Origin of the sequence: Alicyclobacillus suci (assembly GCF_017329615.1) — a bacterium.
In the GTDB taxonomy this organism is placed as follows: Bacteria; Bacillota; Bacilli; order Alicyclobacillales; family Alicyclobacillaceae; genus Alicyclobacillus; species Alicyclobacillus suci.
This window is the reverse complement of record NZ_JAFMTW010000059.1, coordinates 1-16,255: the sequence shown is the minus strand read 5'-3', so window position 1 is coordinate 16,255 and position 16,255 is coordinate 1. Positions and strand designations below refer to the sequence as shown.

14 protein-coding genes and 1 pseudogene are annotated in these 16,255 nt (G+C 53.2%); 4 read left to right on the top strand and 11 right to left on the bottom strand.

The genetic code is table 11. The features are described 5' to 3' along the window. Nucleotides 1-632: pseudogene (locus J3482_RS18085) on the top strand (transposase); the annotation flags it as partial. Nucleotides 633-1,408: 776 nt separating this feature from the next. Here J3482_RS18085 and J3482_RS18080 read toward each other — a convergent pair. Beyond that, a complete protein-coding gene (locus tag J3482_RS18080) occupies nt 1,409-4,858 on the bottom strand; it encodes a beta strand repeat-containing protein (RefSeq protein ID WP_206922874.1) in 3,450 nt (1,149 codons plus the stop codon). A 717-nt stretch (nt 4,859-5,575) separates the two neighbouring features. On the opposite strand from J3482_RS18080, the gene J3482_RS18075 reads away from it, so the two are divergent. Next, the gene (locus tag J3482_RS18075) at nt 5,576-6,244 is read left to right on the top strand and encodes a YigZ family protein (protein ID WP_206919258.1); all 669 of its coding nucleotides are present in this window, start codon (nt 5,576-5,578) and stop codon (nt 6,242-6,244) included. 29 nt (nt 6,245-6,273) lie between these two features. On the opposite strand, the gene J3482_RS18070 is transcribed toward J3482_RS18075, so the two are convergent. Then, nucleotides 6,274-6,840, bottom strand: a complete 567-nt coding sequence (locus J3482_RS18070) for a hypothetical protein (protein WP_206919256.1) — start codon at nt 6,838-6,840, stop codon at nt 6,274-6,276. A gap of 299 nt (nt 6,841-7,139) precedes the next feature. Between J3482_RS18070 and J3482_RS18065 the strand changes: the two genes are divergently transcribed. Next, a complete protein-coding gene (locus J3482_RS18065; RefSeq protein WP_206919255.1) occupies nt 7,140-7,763 on the top strand; it encodes a sigma-70 family RNA polymerase sigma factor in 624 nt (207 codons plus the stop codon). A gap of 104 nt (nt 7,764-7,867) precedes the next feature. Here the strand turns inward: J3482_RS18065 and J3482_RS18060 are convergent, their stop codons facing one another. Beyond that, on the bottom strand, nt 7,868-8,248 hold the full coding sequence (locus tag J3482_RS18060) for a retropepsin-like aspartic protease (RefSeq protein ID WP_206922873.1): 381 nt from the start codon (nt 8,246-8,248) through the stop codon (nt 7,868-7,870). A 285-nt stretch (nt 8,249-8,533) separates the two neighbouring features. Between J3482_RS18060 and J3482_RS18055 the strand changes: the two genes are divergently transcribed. Next, complete coding sequence (locus J3482_RS18055) at nt 8,534-8,812, top strand: hypothetical protein (RefSeq protein ID WP_021296850.1); 279 nt, start codon at nt 8,534-8,536, stop codon at nt 8,810-8,812. Nucleotides 8,813-8,909: 97 nt separating this feature from the next. Here the strand turns inward: J3482_RS18055 and fabZ are convergent, their stop codons facing one another. From fabZ to J3482_RS18015, 8 genes are all read right to left on the bottom strand, one after another. Continuing rightward, nucleotides 8,910-9,362 (bottom strand): 3-hydroxyacyl-ACP dehydratase FabZ, encoded by a 453-nt coding sequence (gene fabZ, locus J3482_RS18050; RefSeq protein ID WP_021296849.1) that lies wholly within the window; start codon nt 9,360-9,362, stop codon nt 8,910-8,912. Between the two features lie 53 nt (nt 9,363-9,415). Continuing rightward, a complete protein-coding gene (gene pgsA / locus J3482_RS18045) occupies nt 9,416-9,955 on the bottom strand; it encodes a CDP-diacylglycerol--glycerol-3-phosphate 3-phosphatidyltransferase (protein WP_021296848.1) in 540 nt (179 codons plus the stop codon). A gap of 168 nt (nt 9,956-10,123) precedes the next feature. Next, nucleotides 10,124-10,906, bottom strand: a complete 783-nt coding sequence (locus tag J3482_RS18040; RefSeq protein WP_206922872.1) for a flagellar hook-basal body protein — start codon at nt 10,904-10,906, stop codon at nt 10,124-10,126. A 71-nt stretch (nt 10,907-10,977) separates the two neighbouring features. After that, nucleotides 10,978-12,174, bottom strand: coding sequence for a flagellar basal body rod C-terminal domain-containing protein (locus J3482_RS18035; protein WP_021296846.1), 1,197 nt, complete (start codon nt 12,172-12,174; stop codon nt 10,978-10,980). A gap of 35 nt (nt 12,175-12,209) precedes the next feature. Further along, on the bottom strand, nt 12,210-13,244 hold the full coding sequence (locus tag J3482_RS18030; protein WP_021296845.1) for a rod shape-determining protein: 1,035 nt from the start codon (nt 13,242-13,244) through the stop codon (nt 12,210-12,212). Nucleotides 13,245-13,344: 100 nt separating this feature from the next. Continuing rightward, nucleotides 13,345-13,653 (bottom strand): sporulation transcriptional regulator SpoIIID, encoded by a 309-nt coding sequence (gene spoIIID, locus J3482_RS18025; RefSeq protein ID WP_021296844.1) that lies wholly within the window; start codon nt 13,651-13,653, stop codon nt 13,345-13,347. Nucleotides 13,654-14,009: 356 nt separating this feature from the next. Then, nucleotides 14,010-14,711 carry a M23 family metallopeptidase gene (locus tag J3482_RS18020; RefSeq protein ID WP_021296843.1) on the bottom strand — a complete coding sequence of 234 codons (702 nt, stop codon included), beginning with the start codon at nt 14,709-14,711 and terminating at the stop codon, nt 14,010-14,012. 118 nt (nt 14,712-14,829) lie between these two features. Continuing rightward, nucleotides 14,830-15,915, bottom strand: a complete 1,086-nt coding sequence (locus J3482_RS18015) for a SpoIID/LytB domain-containing protein (RefSeq protein ID WP_021296842.1) — start codon at nt 15,913-15,915, stop codon at nt 14,830-14,832. Nucleotides 15,916-16,255: the final 340 nt, after the last annotated feature.

Below are 16,255 nucleotides of genomic sequence, written 5' to 3'. Positions count from 1 at the left end.
TGTCACACCAGCGAACGTCTTTGATGGTGAGATGGCGGCGCCATTGCTGGAACACGTCGTGACGACGCACGGTTGGAAAATCGACTTTGTCATGATGGACGCTGGATATGATCAAGTCAAAAACTATGAAACGGTTCGTCAATATGGTGCACAGGCAATTATCGCGATGAACAAGCGCGGTGAAAAAGAACCGCCTGAAGGAATCGCATCGGACGGGACGCCGCGTTGCACGATGGGATATGACATGGTGTATTGGGGTGCAGACGGTGACCGACTAAAGTTTCGCTGCCCGCACGCGGTTGGGAAGGTAGATTGTCCGCTTGGAATCGCGACATGTTCCGAATCCAACTACGGTATGGTGGTCAAAAAGCGGATCACAGAAGATATTCGGCGTTACTGCGCACCACACCGAGGCACGCAGAATTGGAAGCTGTTATACAACGAGCGAACTGCTGTAGAGCGTTGTAACTGTAGAGCGTTGTAACGCAAGACTTAAGACGAATTTGACGGCGAACGACGTCCATGTCCGAGGCATTCGAAAAGTAAAGACGTACATGTTCCTCAACGCGATCGTGTTACTTGCATCGGCACTAGCTGTGAACCATATCGAACGACACAAGAAAACTGCATAAATCATAACGAGTTGACCTGACGAGAAACGGCGCTCGAATACCAGTATGTGGAATTCAGTTCACTTACCCTAGATGCTGTTCCTTTTTCACCTCTACCCAAAACGACCATTCTGCAAAACGCTCAGTGTATAACATCGGGTAGCAAATTTTCGAGAGAAGTTTGAGACAGCCTGAAACACATTGTGTAATCTTAAACTTTGCATTCACCGGGAGAGCTTTCATCCCCTACTTCACTAAGTGTTCAAAATCAGACTTCTAACTGCCTCTTCAACTAAACTACCAGAGAAACCACATGCATATATTGATTGAAACATTTTATTACGTCCTCAAGCTAATTCTCATTCCAAACGAAGCAGACAACCGAACCGCAGAATCTATTTTCTTCCAAAATTTTAGGTTAGCCATAATCATAAGAGTGGTATCGTACCGCACCGTAAAACAGATAGACTATTACCTACAAATTAACATGTTTTGAATAGATCTCTTAAAATATCACCCAAAATCATAAGAAAGGAATCTATCAGATTGTAGCTTGTAGGTATACGCCTAGTGATTAGCAAGAATCCACTCTAAGAGAATTTGTGAAGCGCACGATTGACTAGTAGCTTCGAGAGAAGACAAATCCCGACACTAACTCCATATTAAATAAAGATATTCCATTTATACGCTGATTATTGATTTAATACACTAGACAAACCATCGATCCATCAAATAACCCAATAAAAAAGGACTCAGACCGTAGTCTGAGCCCTTTCCTTCTCAACTGTTGCAACCGGTTAGCCTTGAACCGAAACGCTAATCTGCGTATCAGATGCTGTGTTTTGTGTGAAGAGCACAGTTGCTCCACTAGCATCTGTGGTGTCAATAGACGCTGTTACACCGGTTGCTGCATCACCATTCACGGCCGCCACAATGGCATTCGCAATGTCTGACACAGAATCAGTGGTCGTGATATTAGGTACCGTTACATCAATGCCATTTACAGTTACAACAAGGTTGCCACCAGTAATAGCTGTTGACGTTACAGTCAACGTTGCGGTTCCCTGAGTGCCAGCTGAACCAGCGTTACCAGCATGATAAGAAATATCAGCCGAGTTGTTGGTCGTAGGTACATTCGCACCGGTCAACGAGCCTGCAGGACCGGTCAAGTCAATTACTGAGTTGTTAGCAGAATCAACTTTTGCCGTGATGCCATCCAAGAAACCTGCAGCACTTTGACTGTTAATCGAGGATACCAATGTCTGCACCGAAGTGAATTGTTTACCATACGTGAAGGTTTCTCCACCTACGGTAACCGTGTCACCTGCGCTACCAGCGGTGTACACGAGATATGCGGTGTCAGGTGTTCCAGCAACGCCCTTCGTACCAGCAGCAAACGTTGTACCAACACCTACTGCATTCGATGTCGGTGTCGTACCCGTCGAATTACCACCAGCCCATGTCAGGGTAGCTTCTTCGGAGAAGCTAGATGCATTTGCAATACCAGTCGGCGCCGATACACCGATATACAAAGGCACGGTCGTGCTCAAATCACCATTCGTATCCGACCAGAAACCAACTTGACCGCCTGTCGTTGCAGCTGGAACAGGTGTAGATGGGTTACCATCTGTGCTGCCTTCATACTGCGTCGGGTAGCTCAAGCCACCAGCCTGCAGGGTAAGGGACACGTTACCGCTATCGTCCGAGTAAACCTCGATGGGGTCGCCAGCCTTACCGCTCCATGAAGCTACACCAGAATCACTCACGCTATAGTTTACAACATCTGTACCAAGCGGAATCGGCGTATTCACCGTGCTCCAAGATGCAGACATACTACCGGAAGTTTGCAAGTTCAGGTTACCCGTCAATGTTATACCATTAACTTGGGTCAACCAGAGCTTGTCACTCGCGCTACCATCAGTGTAGATGTCTGTAGCAGTATCCGGTACAGGGTTGCCGTTTGCATCTTCAACTGTAAACGTTACTTTCTGCTGACCACCACCATTAATGCTTGCAGCAGCAGGCGTAAAGGTGTCAACGTAGTTCGGAGAACCACCATTAAACGTGATAGATGCAGTAGACTTCACACTACCCGACGAAACTGTGAAATTCGTTGTGCCAGTGTTGCTATTGATTACGCCAACTTCAAAATCAGAAGCGTACTTAGCACCACTTAGCGACGGGAATGCTACGCCATTCACAGTAAATCCTTTTCCTGGTGTATACTGCAGCGTTACACCACCAGCTGGGCTGGACAGAGCCTGACCGTTAATGCTGTAGATTTCCCCACCATTGTCAGCCGTCAACGAATAGGTGAACGATTGGTTAACCAATGCACCGCCCGTGTGGTGACCAGCTGCGTTTTGTGGCTCAACATAAATGTCAGTGATCTGAGGGTTGCTACCGTTCATTGGGTCAGCACCAAGTCCGCCACCCGTAATGCCACCAGCGTTAGCCGTAGCCGTCAAACCTGTCATCGATGTGTCAGAGTTTGAAGCAACATAATTATCATTGGCACCAATTGACAGGTACTTCAAGTTACTCGAAGCCTGGAATGCCAACTGATAGTCATCCGTGCTGCTGGTGTTAAGCGGTGTAGCACTCTGAACCTCACCGTTAGCTACTGGATAGATGTAGAAGTCCTCGGTCTCGACGCGTGGGTCAGTAACTGTGAAGCTAAAGTTGCCGTTCGCATCAGCCGTTACTAGATCGCCATATGCGGATGTAGCAGGCGTTCCAACCGTTACACTACCTTGAGCAATCAACGGGAAGTCTGTGGTAGTGCTGCCGCTGACATAAGCAAAATCATTGGAATCACCGTTTGGCGATGTAACCAAGATTTGTCCGTTTGCTACCGGGTTACCAGACGCATCCTGCAATTGACCCGATACCACTACATTGTCACCAATGTTTGGTGTGTTCGAGCTTACAGAGATGTTGGAAATCTTAGCCGGAATCCCACCTTGAGCAAACGAAATGTATGTCGGGTCTGGAGTGTTAACATTCGTCGGCAATCCAGAAGCTGTAACTTCCACCGTCTCACCATTCGCATCAATCAAGTTCGCTTGAGCGATACCGGAGGAGTTCGTTGCAACCTGAATCGAGGTTCCAACTGCTTGACCGGCAGAGTTTACAAACTGCGCGTGGGTCGTGCTACCGTCAGCATTAGTAACAGTCAAGGTTACCAAAGCGTTAGCTTGCGCTTGGCCATCAGCTGTTGGTGGCAATGTTACAGTAATAGGTACCGCATTACCGATGGAAGCCTTGAATGGGTTGCCAGAACCTGCGTACGGTGAGAGACCAGCTTCGTTGTTCGCAACGAATTGTACATATGCTGGTTGGCTGCTTACCGTGCCACCAGTAGAACTGCCATAAGGTGCAGTCGCTACAACTTCATAAGCATCTGTCGTACCACCAGGTGTGGTGATAGAGATAGAAGCTACGCCACTAGCGTTGGTGTAGGTCGTATACTGTGCTGCATTGGATTGCTTTGTCACGGACAAAACATTACCGTTTGCGTCCTTCACAGTCGGAAGGTCACTTGGGTAGTTACCATAGTTAGAGATGTTGAACGTAACAGCCGTATTGCCCAATGCGTTACCGCTCGCATCTGTCAATGTTGTGCTCAACGTTACAGCTGCGTCGTTAAGGGACACTGCCGGGCTGTTGATGGCACCTGTCCCACTGGTTGCACCACTAACTGCGAGGGTGCTCAAGCCAGCAGAAACGGTTGTAGAACCACCAGAAATGCTCAAACCGGTTTGGCCAGAAAAGCTACCCTGAACACCGAGAGCCGACAAAACGCTCTGAACATAATAAATCGGCAAGTAGGTCGTAGCTTGTGCCTTTGCGCCACCAGCTGGATCCTTCGCAACTTGCGTGTTGAACTTACGAACAACGGTACCGTTAACAGTAACGGTGGTGTTACCCGTACCAACAGTACCAACGGTCGGCGTTACGCCAGGAGCCGTGATAGCCCAAGTGTGGGTCGTACCATCCCAAGTAGCTGTGAAGCCAATCTTCGCAAGCGCTTGGTTGAAGTAGTAAATTGGGAAGAAACCAGTGGTGTTACCGGAATCCTTACCCGTCATTTCGTAAGGGTTAGACAAAACTTTGCCATTTACCACGATTGGCAATTGGCTCGCTTTGGTCAATCCTGTTGCTTTAGACGTTGCAGCGAACGCCATCGGAGACATTGCTCCGAGTACGACTGCTGCTGCAGCGATACCTGTAAGCGAACGTTTCAAGAGTATTTCTCCTCCCATATTCGACAAGTGAGATGAGTACTGAAGATTTGGTGACGAGGTCACCTTGGAACTTGGACTTCGTCACTGTCCCCACGAGTCCATGACGATGAACCAGTTTGTCGACGCTACCACAAGCCATGCGTTCCATGCGACAGTCGTCAAACGCCCTCATTCAATCGGCAATCCCGACACGTAGGAAGACATCCCTCCCTTCAGTGCGATGTGCACCGAATTGGTATCTATGTCATGGATTACGACATAGAATCTAGTTTTCCTGCTAAACGGAATCGATTTTCGACGTAATTCGATTCTGATTGGATACTAGAAAATTATGTACCCAAAACCATGCCTATGCCGCATTATACGCTTTCTCCTTTATTGAGTAAAGCGAAATAATAGTTTTCACCCCAAAAATTCCTTTACATCATATCGAAACATCCCATATGTATGCAAGTTTTAGAATCCTAGACCACAATTTTCGCTAAGGTTTCTAAACGAACCATTTTGGGTGATGCACGAGAACACGCCTCGGTACATTCATGGAGCCACTTGAGAGGCAAATGAGACATGCGCCCAACCCGCTCCACGTATATAGACGTTGCGAATTCCAAAAACGTTACAGCGTGTTGCAAACTTTTTTTGACACGACATGTCTCCGATATGTACAGTCGTTATTACCACTAGCCCACTTGGCAAGCGAGGAAGTGTCTTACTGGAATGAAGTTTACTACACCACAGCTGGAAATCACAGTGGAAACTACTGAGAAGAAGTCCAGATTTATTACCACCGTTGTGCCGATTTTAGGGGTTGACGAAGCGGAACAGGCGCTTGCAGCGATTCGCGAGCAGCACAAGGGCGCCAACCATAACTGTTTCGCGTATCGCGTGGGACTGGGCGTACCGATTGAGCGGTTCTCGGATGATGGGGAGCCGAGTGGCACAGCTGGGCGCCCGATACTGGAAGTGATTCGGCGGCAGCAAATAGACAATGTGCTGGTTGTGGTCACGCGGTACTTTGGTGGGATTTTGCTCGGGGCAAACGGACTGGTGCGCGCCTACGCGGATGGGGCGAGTCAAGGACTCTCCGCAGCGCCGATGCTCATCTGTGACTTAATGTGCACGCTGCATGTCACATGTGATTATGGGATATACGGGAAGTTGGAGTACACACTTGGTCAGCAAGGGATTGTCATGTACGGCAAGACGTTTACCGATGTGGTCGCATTCGACATTGTGGTGCCTGAGGCGGATGTGGAGGCACAGGTGGCTGCACTGTCGGAGTGGACCAACGGCCAGGTGAAAGTGGACGTACTGCCGGCTGAATACATGGGCATTGCGCAAGATGGGAGTTTGGTTCGCGGTGTCTGGCCGTCCGGGAACTCTTGAGGCCAAACTCCCTCTGGTTCCCCTTCGCGTTACAGCCATGTATTCACGTGGCGATATTCCGAGAGCACTAGAAAGTTATGACTGTCGCGCCGGCGATTCATCGCGCACTGTTTCGACATCAAGATGTCGAAGGCGAAATTAAACTGAGTATAGAGCACACTTCGCATAGCCGCGACGGGCTTTATCACCTCGCCGTCATCCAGTCGAAAATAGCCGACTGCCCCATCGTTTCGCGTGTGGGGGTTGCGCACTTTGAGCGCCGGGTAGACCGTGTGATTGTGCGGATTGATAAATGGCGCGTACTGATGACGGCCTAATTCCAACTCGTAGGCGCGGCGGACCTCCTGCGGATCCAACATAAGCGCTTTCAAGCCCCGCCGGTACAAATTCGGCGTGGACCACGGCACATACCAACGCGATGAATCCCTAAAAATCACCAAACTGACATTCCCATTGTAATAAACAGGGATAAATAGGCTGACGTTCGAGATCCAATCTCGTATCGGCGGCACCTGCCGCGAGGATTGATAGACCACGGCACCCTGCAAAGGATGCACCGTGTGCTCGTCAATGACGATTTTCGTGTCGAATTTCATATCACGCCACCCCTTGGGTCAATTTATCACTTGGATATTTACTCATATTATACAATTTTTGATACAAAATTGCAGTTCTATTTAAGTAATTTTCAGAATCATTTCTAGATCTATCGGCTTAGTCTTGGGGGCATGTCTTATCAATCGACGATGGACCTACAGTCCAATCGGTGCTATTTCAGGATATCGCTACATGTCTGTGTAGAATGACCCACATCGCCGATGGACCTCATTCGCCCGTATGCTCGAAGTGCGCGTAATTTACTGCGGGCCGGCCCGCGCAAGAGGGCTTATCGAATATGGACGTTGAGACCGTGTCAATCGAAGAGGCCGTGATGCGGGCGCAGTTGGGCGAAGAATTGATGTGTCTTGAACTTCTCAGACAGTTCCACGGGCTGCTGTATTCCGTTGCCCGGCGGTACCAAGGGACGTGCGGGTTTGAGGAAGCCTACCAGGAAGCCTCTTTGTCCTTTTTGATGGCAATTCAGCTATATAATCCCGGACGCGGACCCTTTGTCGCGTACGCTGCGCGCAAAGTGCGTGGCGATGTGCGAACCGCCATGCGGCGTTTATGGCGAATCACAGATAGGCGGCAGGATGTTCACGCATTCGAAGGCGAAGTCGATGCGGATGCGTTTGAACGGGCGGTGATGGAAAGCCGTGGCGACCGAATACGCCCTCGCACAACGCCTCAGAGCGCTTGGATAACCACGGAAATCTTGCGGATGATGATAGAGGCCGCAAAGCTGAGCGAGCGCGAGCGGGCGTGGCTACACGGGTTTATTGAAGGCTGGACACCTGAAACCATGGCCGCAGCGTTTCACGTCAGCGTCGAGACGGTGCGCACGTGGCGCAAGCGAGCCTTGGCGAAACTGCGCCAGTCGGCATTGACGCTTGGGATCACGTTTTCAGATTTTGTTTAACTAATGCCCGCGCCGGGACAGGCGGCACGGGCGGTGGAATATGTGCGCATTGGCACTGGATGGATGTGTGCTGTCAGCGCATGCTCTGCCCTGGGTGGATTGCTTTACGACTCGCGAATGGCGAGCGTCCCCTTCGTCGGGTTCAGTGTGAGCCGCAGATGATTGTCGATGAAGAAACGCAGGCCAAAGAGGCCTTGTTCGGTGAGGGTGGGATCGACCAAGCAAGGTACATTGCGGTAGAGGTGCTTCCACATGCGGATGTCGCAACGGGATACGTACGCGCTGACGGCTCCACCGACGCCGGAGATCTGGAGGGGCCCGAGATTTGGAAGACGCAGTTGACGGGCCACCTGCGGGTTGAGCGCGAGTTCGAATGCGCCGGTGTCGAGCACGATATTTTGCACGCGCTGGCCGTTGATAATGGGATCGAAATAGAATGTGTTGTCGCGGATGCTGCCATGATACAAGGCAATGAGGTTGTTCATCGTGACGCCTCCTTTGGTGCGGGGCTGTGTGGGTGGCGGTGCGACCCGCATAGCCTGTCTCATGGAGGCAGGGTATGTACAAGCTGTAGCACGTGACACGGCGCGTGTGGGGCGGCAGTAGGCACACAGTTGAAACTGAAATGGTTGCGTACGTCATGGCAGGTACGCAACCACCGGCTTATACTAAAGATACCTAGTTCGTCGACTATCGTTTAGGACCCCCGGTTTGTTACAGACGTATCCGTCAACAGTCGGTTTCACGCATATGGAAACGGAGGTGTTTTGGTGCAGGAACTGCTAGAGCGGTTACTAGATGAGGTAAAGGACATCCGAGAAAACATGGACGATTTAGTGCACAAGGAGGACCTCGGCGAGCTGCGATACATGTATCGGGCCTTGTTGGAGGGACAAGAAGTGCTCTCGGCACGGTTTGATGCGTTTGAGCACGACATGGTCGAAGTCAAAGCGACGCTCCTGCAACATTCGAAACTCCTTGAAGGCCTGTCAGTCAAAGTCATTGAGCACGATGTCGAGATTCGGCGATTGAATCGACGGCGCGTGTAAGCGACGGCGCAGCGGGATGGGCACTACGACTTACGCCAACATCGCAAAACAGGCCAGCACGCCTACGTGGGTGCTGGCCTGTTTTGCGACGCTCGCGTTATTCGGCGTCTGCGTCGACGATGGCGAACAGGATTTCCGCCTCGGCGACGAGTTTGCCGTCGACGTGTGCGGTGCCGCGGCCTTTGCCGATGCGGCCTTTCAGACGGTCAATCGTGACCTCTAAATCGAGCTTGTCCCCTGGTCGCACCTGACCGCGGAAGCGGGCGCCGTCGATGCCGGAGAGCAAGGGCCGCTTGCCTTCGAAGTCGTCTTGCGACAGGATGGCCACACCGCCAAGCTGTGCCATGGCCTCGACGATGAGGACGCCCGGCATGATGTTGTAATCCGGATAGTGGCCGGTGAAGTGTGGCTCGTTGGTCGTGACGAGTTTGTACCCTTTGACGCTGACGCCTGGGTTGATGTCGGTCACCCTATCCACGAGTAAAAATGGATAGCGGTGCGGCAAGATTTTTCGAATGTCCTCCACGTACAGTGGCAGATTGAAGTCCAATACGGTCACTCCTCGTCTTCTTCACCGGTGACGGACTGTGTCCATCCCGTCTTTTAGTACACGCGGCGGCGAATACTGATGATTTCCATTGATCTCACGTACAAAATCGTGGTGATATAAGACAACGCAACGGTAAACCAGAGGAACGTCTCCCCCGCCACGTCGCTGGGCCAAGCCAGGATAATGGAACAAATGCCGATATAATAGCACAGGGTGGTCACCTTGCCCCAGACGTTGGCCTTGGGTACAGCACGCTTGCCCTGAAAATAAAAAAATGCGGCCCCGAGAATCATCAGTACGTCGCGAAGCACCAAGAGCCCCGCCTGCACCCATGGTACCCTGTCGGAGTTGATTAAACTGAACAGCACGGCCACCATCATCAGTTTATCCGCGAGCGGATCTAACAGTTGTCCCGCGTACGTCTCCAACTTGTACGTCCGCGCGATGTAGCCGTCGAGCACGTCGGTCAACCCGGCAAACAGCAATACAAACAGCGCGAGGACTTTGTGTGGGCTTTGCGTTGCGTAGAACGCCCAAAGATAACAAGGAATCAATAAAAGCCTGAGCAGGGTCAACAAGTTCGGTAAGTTCAATGTTTCGCCCCCCTCTCCCGGACAGACCGCTCATCGAGCAAGCAGCACAAGTATGCCACAACACAAAAAACATTATATCAGTTGGATAGTAGATGGGAAAATAAGAAGGGGTTGTGAGGGGGATACCTTGTGAGCGATCTCGCCGCGCGCCGAGGGGCGCACCCGCCCTTACGAGCGGATGCTGTTGGCGACGCCCATCATCTGATTGGTGATGGAAATACTCTGCGCGTTCAATTGGTAGTTCTGTTGGGCCTCCATCATGTCGGCGAACATCTGCGTCTCATCGACATTGCTGGTTGCGAGGTACCCTTGCTCGACCGTCGACTGCTGCGCCAGACGCGCCGTGCCGCCTGCGGTTAAGGCGTACAAATTGTTCCCCTGCGCCGCGAGGTGCGAGGAGGGTTCCCCAATCTCGACAATCGCCAACTGCGGACCCTTGACGTTGCCAAACGACACTTGGCCATTCGGGCCGACCGACATATTCGCTGCGTTCGCCGGGCGAATGATAGGCTGTCCGTTCGTCGAGAGCACCGGGTAGCCGTTTGGAGTGGCCAACTGGAATTGGCCGTCGAGGCGTTTACTCCAGATAAAGTTGCCCGCTTTCGTGTAGAGCGGGCCATTCGGGCCCTGTACTTCAAAGAAGCCCGGTCCCTGAATCGCGAGATCCATGCTGTTGCCCGTCTGCTGAGCGGACATACCGTCGAAATCGTTACCCTCCGAGACCGACTGCACACCCGTTCCGCCGCGCCAACCAGGCGGTGTCGTGCGGCGGGCGTTGGTGGGATCCGTGGCGGATCCATACAATTGCATCGTCAACGCATCCGCAAACGTCCCCTGGTCTTGTGCGAAGCCGACCGTATTTAAGTTCGCGAGATTATCTCCCACTCTATCGAGCCACCCGGACGACGCTTGGAGTCCGGAGAGGCCTGTCCATAATGATTGCATCGCCATGACGCTCTACTCTCCTCTGGGCCATCTCACTTGCAAAAGGGCATCCCTGCGCTGTGCGCAGCACAAATGCCTTAGCTATTGACTTTACCGACGTCGGTCACCGCGGTTTGCATGAGTTGATCTTCTGTCTGCACCATCCGCTGATTTGCCTCATAGGCGCTCGAGGCGTTCAGCATCTGCGTCATGATGGACGTCGTATTGACATTGCTCTCCTCCAGGCTGCCAGGGTTCAATTGGCCCGTGCCCGCCCGAAGCTGAGGTAAAACCGACGCGGCACTCAGGCTGTTTCCGACCATAAACTCGGTCTGCCCAAGCGGGCTCAGCTGTGTCACATCGGCGTCGACCGTACCGAGTCGCCCTGCCACGACATTGTTATTCGCGTCATAGACGCGATAGGATACCTGCCCGTTGGCGTCGGTCAACGGCTGACCATCCGCACCGAAGAGGCTTGTCCCTTCATAATTCGGATTGACGACAATGCGCCCGCCGACTATCGGTTGACCGTTCGCGCCAATCGGCAAAATAGGATGCCCTGCTGCGTCGACCAGCGTGTTGTTCCCGTCCAGCTGCAAGGCGCCGTCCTTCGTCAGCGCAATGCCCGTCGCGCCGCCCACCGACGAGTAGTCGACTGGGAAGAAGCTGTGATAGCCCATGTCGGCGTTTGTTCCGACGCGAATGGCCATCCCCTGCGCGTTCTCTTGACCCGGTACGCCAACGACCTGCCCCGCTGCGTTGGCAAACACATACGACGGATTGCCCGACGCGTCGTAATCCGGTGCGCCATCTGTTCCAGTGAGCGCCGCCGACCCTTGATACTGCGGATTGCGCACAGCATAAACGCCTGGCAACACGTTGCCGTTCGCGTCATAGACCGCAAGTGGCTGCCCGTTCACGCCAAGCCGCCCCTGCGCGCCCACGGTAACTGGGCCTGCGACACTGCCAGCGCCCTGTACGCTAGCGTAGCTGCCGCTGAGTAGCGTATCGGCAATGCCTACATCCAGTGCGCGACCGGTCTGCTGCATGGTCCCTGCAGTGAAGTCCGGCACGCCTTCCTGAAACGTGACGCCAGTGCCCATTTGTCCCACATACGAAGTCATCGGGCCACCATAAGGGGACTCATAAATGTCTTGCACAGGCGACTCGATATACTCGGCCATCGACGCCTTAAAACCCGGTGTATCGTCATTGGCGAGGTTGTTCGCCAGCAACTGCTGCGTGAGTTCGTTGACATTCATGCCTGCGGCAGCCGTCGTAAGCCCCGGTATCATGTTCGTTCTCTCCTATCCAAAGTAAACCTTAGCAATCAACTAAACCAGCGCCGACGGCGGCTGGGTTTCGTCTGTTGTTCGCGATACCGACGCCATTCTGGGCTGTCGAGCACTTGTCCCGTGCCGATGACGACGCACTGCATCGGATTCTCGGCGATGTGCACCGGAATCTGCAATTCTTCCTGCATCAGCTTGTCCAAACCGTCGACCAATGCACCGCCGCCCGTCAACATGACGCCTTTGTCAAAGATGTCAGCAGCCAATTCCGGCGACGTCTTCTCCAGGACGCCTTTGGTCGCCTGGACAATCGCCTGCACTGGTTCCTGCAGCGCAGACCTCATCTCTTCTGCATGGACCGTCACCGTCTTCGGAAGACCTGTGACCATGTCGCGACCGCGCACGTCCATCTCGTTTTGTCGGCCGCCAGGGAATACGGTCGCCAGTTCCTTCTTCAATTCTTCCGCGGTCCGCTCGCCAATCATCAGGTTATACTCCCGACGGATGTACTTCACGATGGCTTCGTCGAGCTTGTCGCCCGCGATACGAAGAGAGGCGGAGGTGACGACGTCGCCAAGAGACAGGACAGCGATGTCCGTCGTTCCCCCACCAATGTCGACGACCATGCTGCCGCTGGGCTCAAAGATGTTGAGTCCCGCACCAATGGCAGCTGCTTTTGGTTCTTCAATCAAATCCACATGCTTCACGCCAACCGCCTCCGCAGCTTCGCGTACCGCCTTTTTCTCGACGGACGTGATACCAGCAGGAATGCAAATCATGAGGCGCGGCTTCGCAAACGCACTTTTGCCGATGGTCTTGTTCAAAAAGTGGCGGAGCATAATTTCCGTCACGTCGAAATCCGCAATCACACCTTCGCGAAGCGGGCGAATCGCCACGATATTACCGGGTGTTCGCCCGAGCATGCGGCGGGCCTCTTCGCCGACCGCAACCACCTGTTTTGTCACCTGATCTATCGCAACGACGGAGGGTTCATCGAGTACAATTCCTTGTCCTTTGACGTGCACCAGCACGTTCGCGGTTCCTAAGTCGACTCCAATATCCCGAGAAAACATTTGCGGCGAGTCCTCCTAATCTAGGGCGTGCACCGAAGCGTACAATGCGTTCATATGTTCGTGCATAAGGTAGTAGAATGATATTAACTAGAATGTAGTTCTACAGGCCGCTGGAAACTCCTTTACGAGATTCGAAGTTTTTCGACTCAATTTGCGGCTCGTCTTCCTTATGATACTTCATCTTTGTCGCTTCGCCACCACGTAGATGTCGGATGGACTTGTGGTACTCAAGAATTTCTTTGACGCGATTGGCCAAATCCGGATTAATTTCCGGCAGGCGCTCCGTTAAATCCTTGTGCACCGTACTTTTGGAAACGCCAAATTCACGGGCTATCGTGCGGACGGTGTTGCGCGTCTCGACGATATACTCCCCGATTTTAAGAGTACGCTCCTTGATGTAGTCATGCACTCCCCTCGCCTCCCCATGCAGGTCAGATGGTCTGATACAGTATATGAGGGGGTGTACACCGTATGCCTTGGCTGAACCGCGCAAGGCTTGGACTATCAGGCTTTTCGACCTGTCCACCACAGAGACCTCCCGGGAAATAAGTCTCAACACCTTATTACCCAGGCCTTTTTTAACATTCGGTAGCCCATTTTCTGCGACCGCTAAATTTTTTGTCGATCCACGCCGTCCAGTTGCAACAGACAAGCCCCACGAAGCACTTCGGTGATTTTTGGATTTTTGCGCAATGGCCCAAGACACAAAAAAGAACCGCCCCGGGCTTCCGAGACGGCAGATGAGTCAAGCGTCTACTGTTGTGATTATTGCTTTGGCAGGACGGATTGTGGATCGATAGGCTCATTGTTGTAATCGACTTCGAAATAAAGGTGGTTCCCCTGACCCTTTTCGAACGTGTTGGAGCCTGCCGTACCAATCGTCTGACCCTGGTGAATCTTCTCGCCAGCCTTGACGTCAACCGATTCGAGCGATTGATAGGTTTCTGTGTACCCATCGTCGCTTTGAACGACCACTTCTTGGCCGTAGAGCGGTTGGTCGTCAACCTTGGTGACTGTACCACTCAGCGCTGCGTCGACTTCGAAACTCGATCCGCCCTCGGTCTTGATATCAATCCCCTTATGCGGATAATACTCGTTGTCGTACTCGACGAGTGCAGATTCCTGTTCCTTCAAGGTACCTTTGACTGGGAAGAACGGAACGGTCACTTCCGTCTGCGTACCGTCCGCAACCGGCCAGACAAACGGTTCCTTCGGCTCTGTAATCGACGTGCTCGTCGTGTCGCTCGTGGCGGTATCATTGGCAGACGTCGAACTCGTCGGACTGGATCCCATTTGGCTACGGGCATACATCAATCCGATGATGACGGCTGCTGCTCCAAGGTAGATAGCTGGATAGAGCCAGCGCTTTGACATGACCCGTTTTGCAGCTGTTGGACGCCCCGTCGATTTATTGTTTTGGGCATCCGGAGTCTTCTTTTCATGGTTCGGATGTTGTTTTTCATCCATTTGGCGCTCACCTCAGTAGTGAGTCTCGCCACGGAAAATAGATTCTATACCTAGTGTCCAAAAAAGGACTAGAATGGGTTCTCTTATAAGAAAGAAACCGGTCATAGACCTACAGGCATCAGGTAACTTTCGTGTCCGATTGAATCGATGTTCCTGGATAGAAATGGGATATTATAGTCTGCCAACCCATCCCGCGCGCGGCCAGCGCTTGCGCTTCGTGTAAACTCATCCCGAGGTCTAGTCCGCGTCCGTGCGTCGTGATCGTCAAATTCCCACCACTAGACTTCCAAGTAAAGTCGGCGGACGGCAGGTTCAACGCGGCAGAAAAGTCCGCGCCTGAAATCGTCTTGGTCCCGCTCGACACCGCCGTCACAAATCCGTCCGACGCCCGCGTCAGTTTCAGTTTCGCCACGTCCACTTGGTTTAAGCCGAACGCCTGTCCCAACTCTCGCGCGGTGAAGGTGTGGGTGGTGGTGGCGTCGGGATCAACCTTATCATCCGGGCACGCGATGGCCGTCAAGTAGGGTATCTTCTGATGCAGCGCAGCTTGGCTCGTGCGCGTCTCGCCCGGCGACACATCAAACATAAATGCGAGAATCGGCTGCTGCTGATAGGTCACAATCAACCCGTCCGTCTCCTCCACCGCCGCCTGCAGCTGCGAAAGAAACTGGAGCGACTGACTGGGGTACTCCGCTTCAATGTCTGATTGTGAGGACAGGGGGAGATCGAGCCCCGAATCATCCGTGACATTTGCATCGTGTTTCGCAGCGACGCCCCCCGGCGCGCCGCTTATCATCGCGTGAATCGCATACGTCCGCGTCGCCACCGCCGCTGCCTTCAAACTGGCCATCGGCGCACCGGGCGAAAACTCGGCGGCCAGCACGTCCAGCACATAGTCGTTGAGCGCCATAGAGGTCGTCGTGTCGCTAGACGTTTGGTAGACGCGCACCGTCCGTTTCGCGTCCGCCGTGTGAAGCCAAGCCGTCACGTCCGGCATCGCGCCGCGGTGCACCAACTTCGCAACGATAGTCGGGACGCCAATCATTCCAAAGAATATCAGCGCCACGCAAACGACGAATCGTATCACCTCGCCAGGCGTCACAGCAGGGCCACTGTCCCCCGTCTGCCGCCCAGGTCCTGCGGGCGCTTGGCGTTGCTTCTGATAGGCTTTCGATCCCACTGCCACAAACCGCCGCTGCCTCATCTGAGCTGCATCTCCTTTCAGTATCGATGGCCGGGGCCGGGTAGGTTTCACCGGGGCACGAGTATCGGGCGTGGGCGCCTGGTGCCTGGTGTCTGGTGCGGCGCCAGCGCGGCGTCTGGCGTGGCACCGGAGGCCCAGGTGGGCGCCTGGCGCGGCACTAGAGGCCGATATGGGCGCCTGGTGCCCCGACAAGTAGGTTGCTCGTGCCCCGGATTACTTGACTAGCAGATAGATATGCGTCGATAGACATCGATATGAAAGGCTGTCCTGGTGATAGGTAGATGGGGGTGGGGGCGCGTCTGTCTCTTAAACACATATCCGAGCCCACGAGACACTGAGC

Excerpts from the sequence above, each read along its gene's own strand:
- J3482_RS18070 (WP_206919256.1), bottom strand. The coding sequence starts at position 6,840 with ATGAAATTCGACACGAAAATCGTCATTGACGAGCACACGGTGCATCCT.
- J3482_RS18020 (WP_021296843.1), bottom strand. The coding sequence starts at position 14,711 with ATGGATGAAAAACAACATCCGAACCATGAAAAGAAGACTCCGGATGCC.
- J3482_RS18075 (WP_206919258.1), top strand. The coding sequence starts at position 5,576 with ATGAAGTTTACTACACCACAGCTGGAAATCACAGTGGAAACTACTGAG.
- J3482_RS18015 (WP_021296842.1), bottom strand. The coding sequence starts at position 15,915 with ATGAGGCAGCGGCGGTTTGTGGCAGTGGGATCGAAAGCCTATCAGAAG.
- J3482_RS18035 (WP_021296846.1), bottom strand. The coding sequence starts at position 12,174 with ATGATACCGGGGCTTACGACGGCTGCCGCAGGCATGAATGTCAACGAA.
- J3482_RS18030 (WP_021296845.1), bottom strand. The coding sequence starts at position 13,244 with ATGTTTTCTCGGGATATTGGAGTCGACTTAGGAACCGCGAACGTGCTG.
- J3482_RS18040 (WP_206922872.1), bottom strand. The coding sequence starts at position 10,906 with ATGGCGATGCAATCATTATGGACAGGCCTCTCCGGACTCCAAGCGTCG.
- J3482_RS18065 (WP_206919255.1), top strand. The coding sequence starts at position 7,140 with ATGGACGTTGAGACCGTGTCAATCGAAGAGGCCGTGATGCGGGCGCAG.
- J3482_RS18060 (WP_206922873.1), bottom strand. The coding sequence starts at position 8,248 with ATGAACAACCTCATTGCCTTGTATCATGGCAGCATCCGCGACAACACA.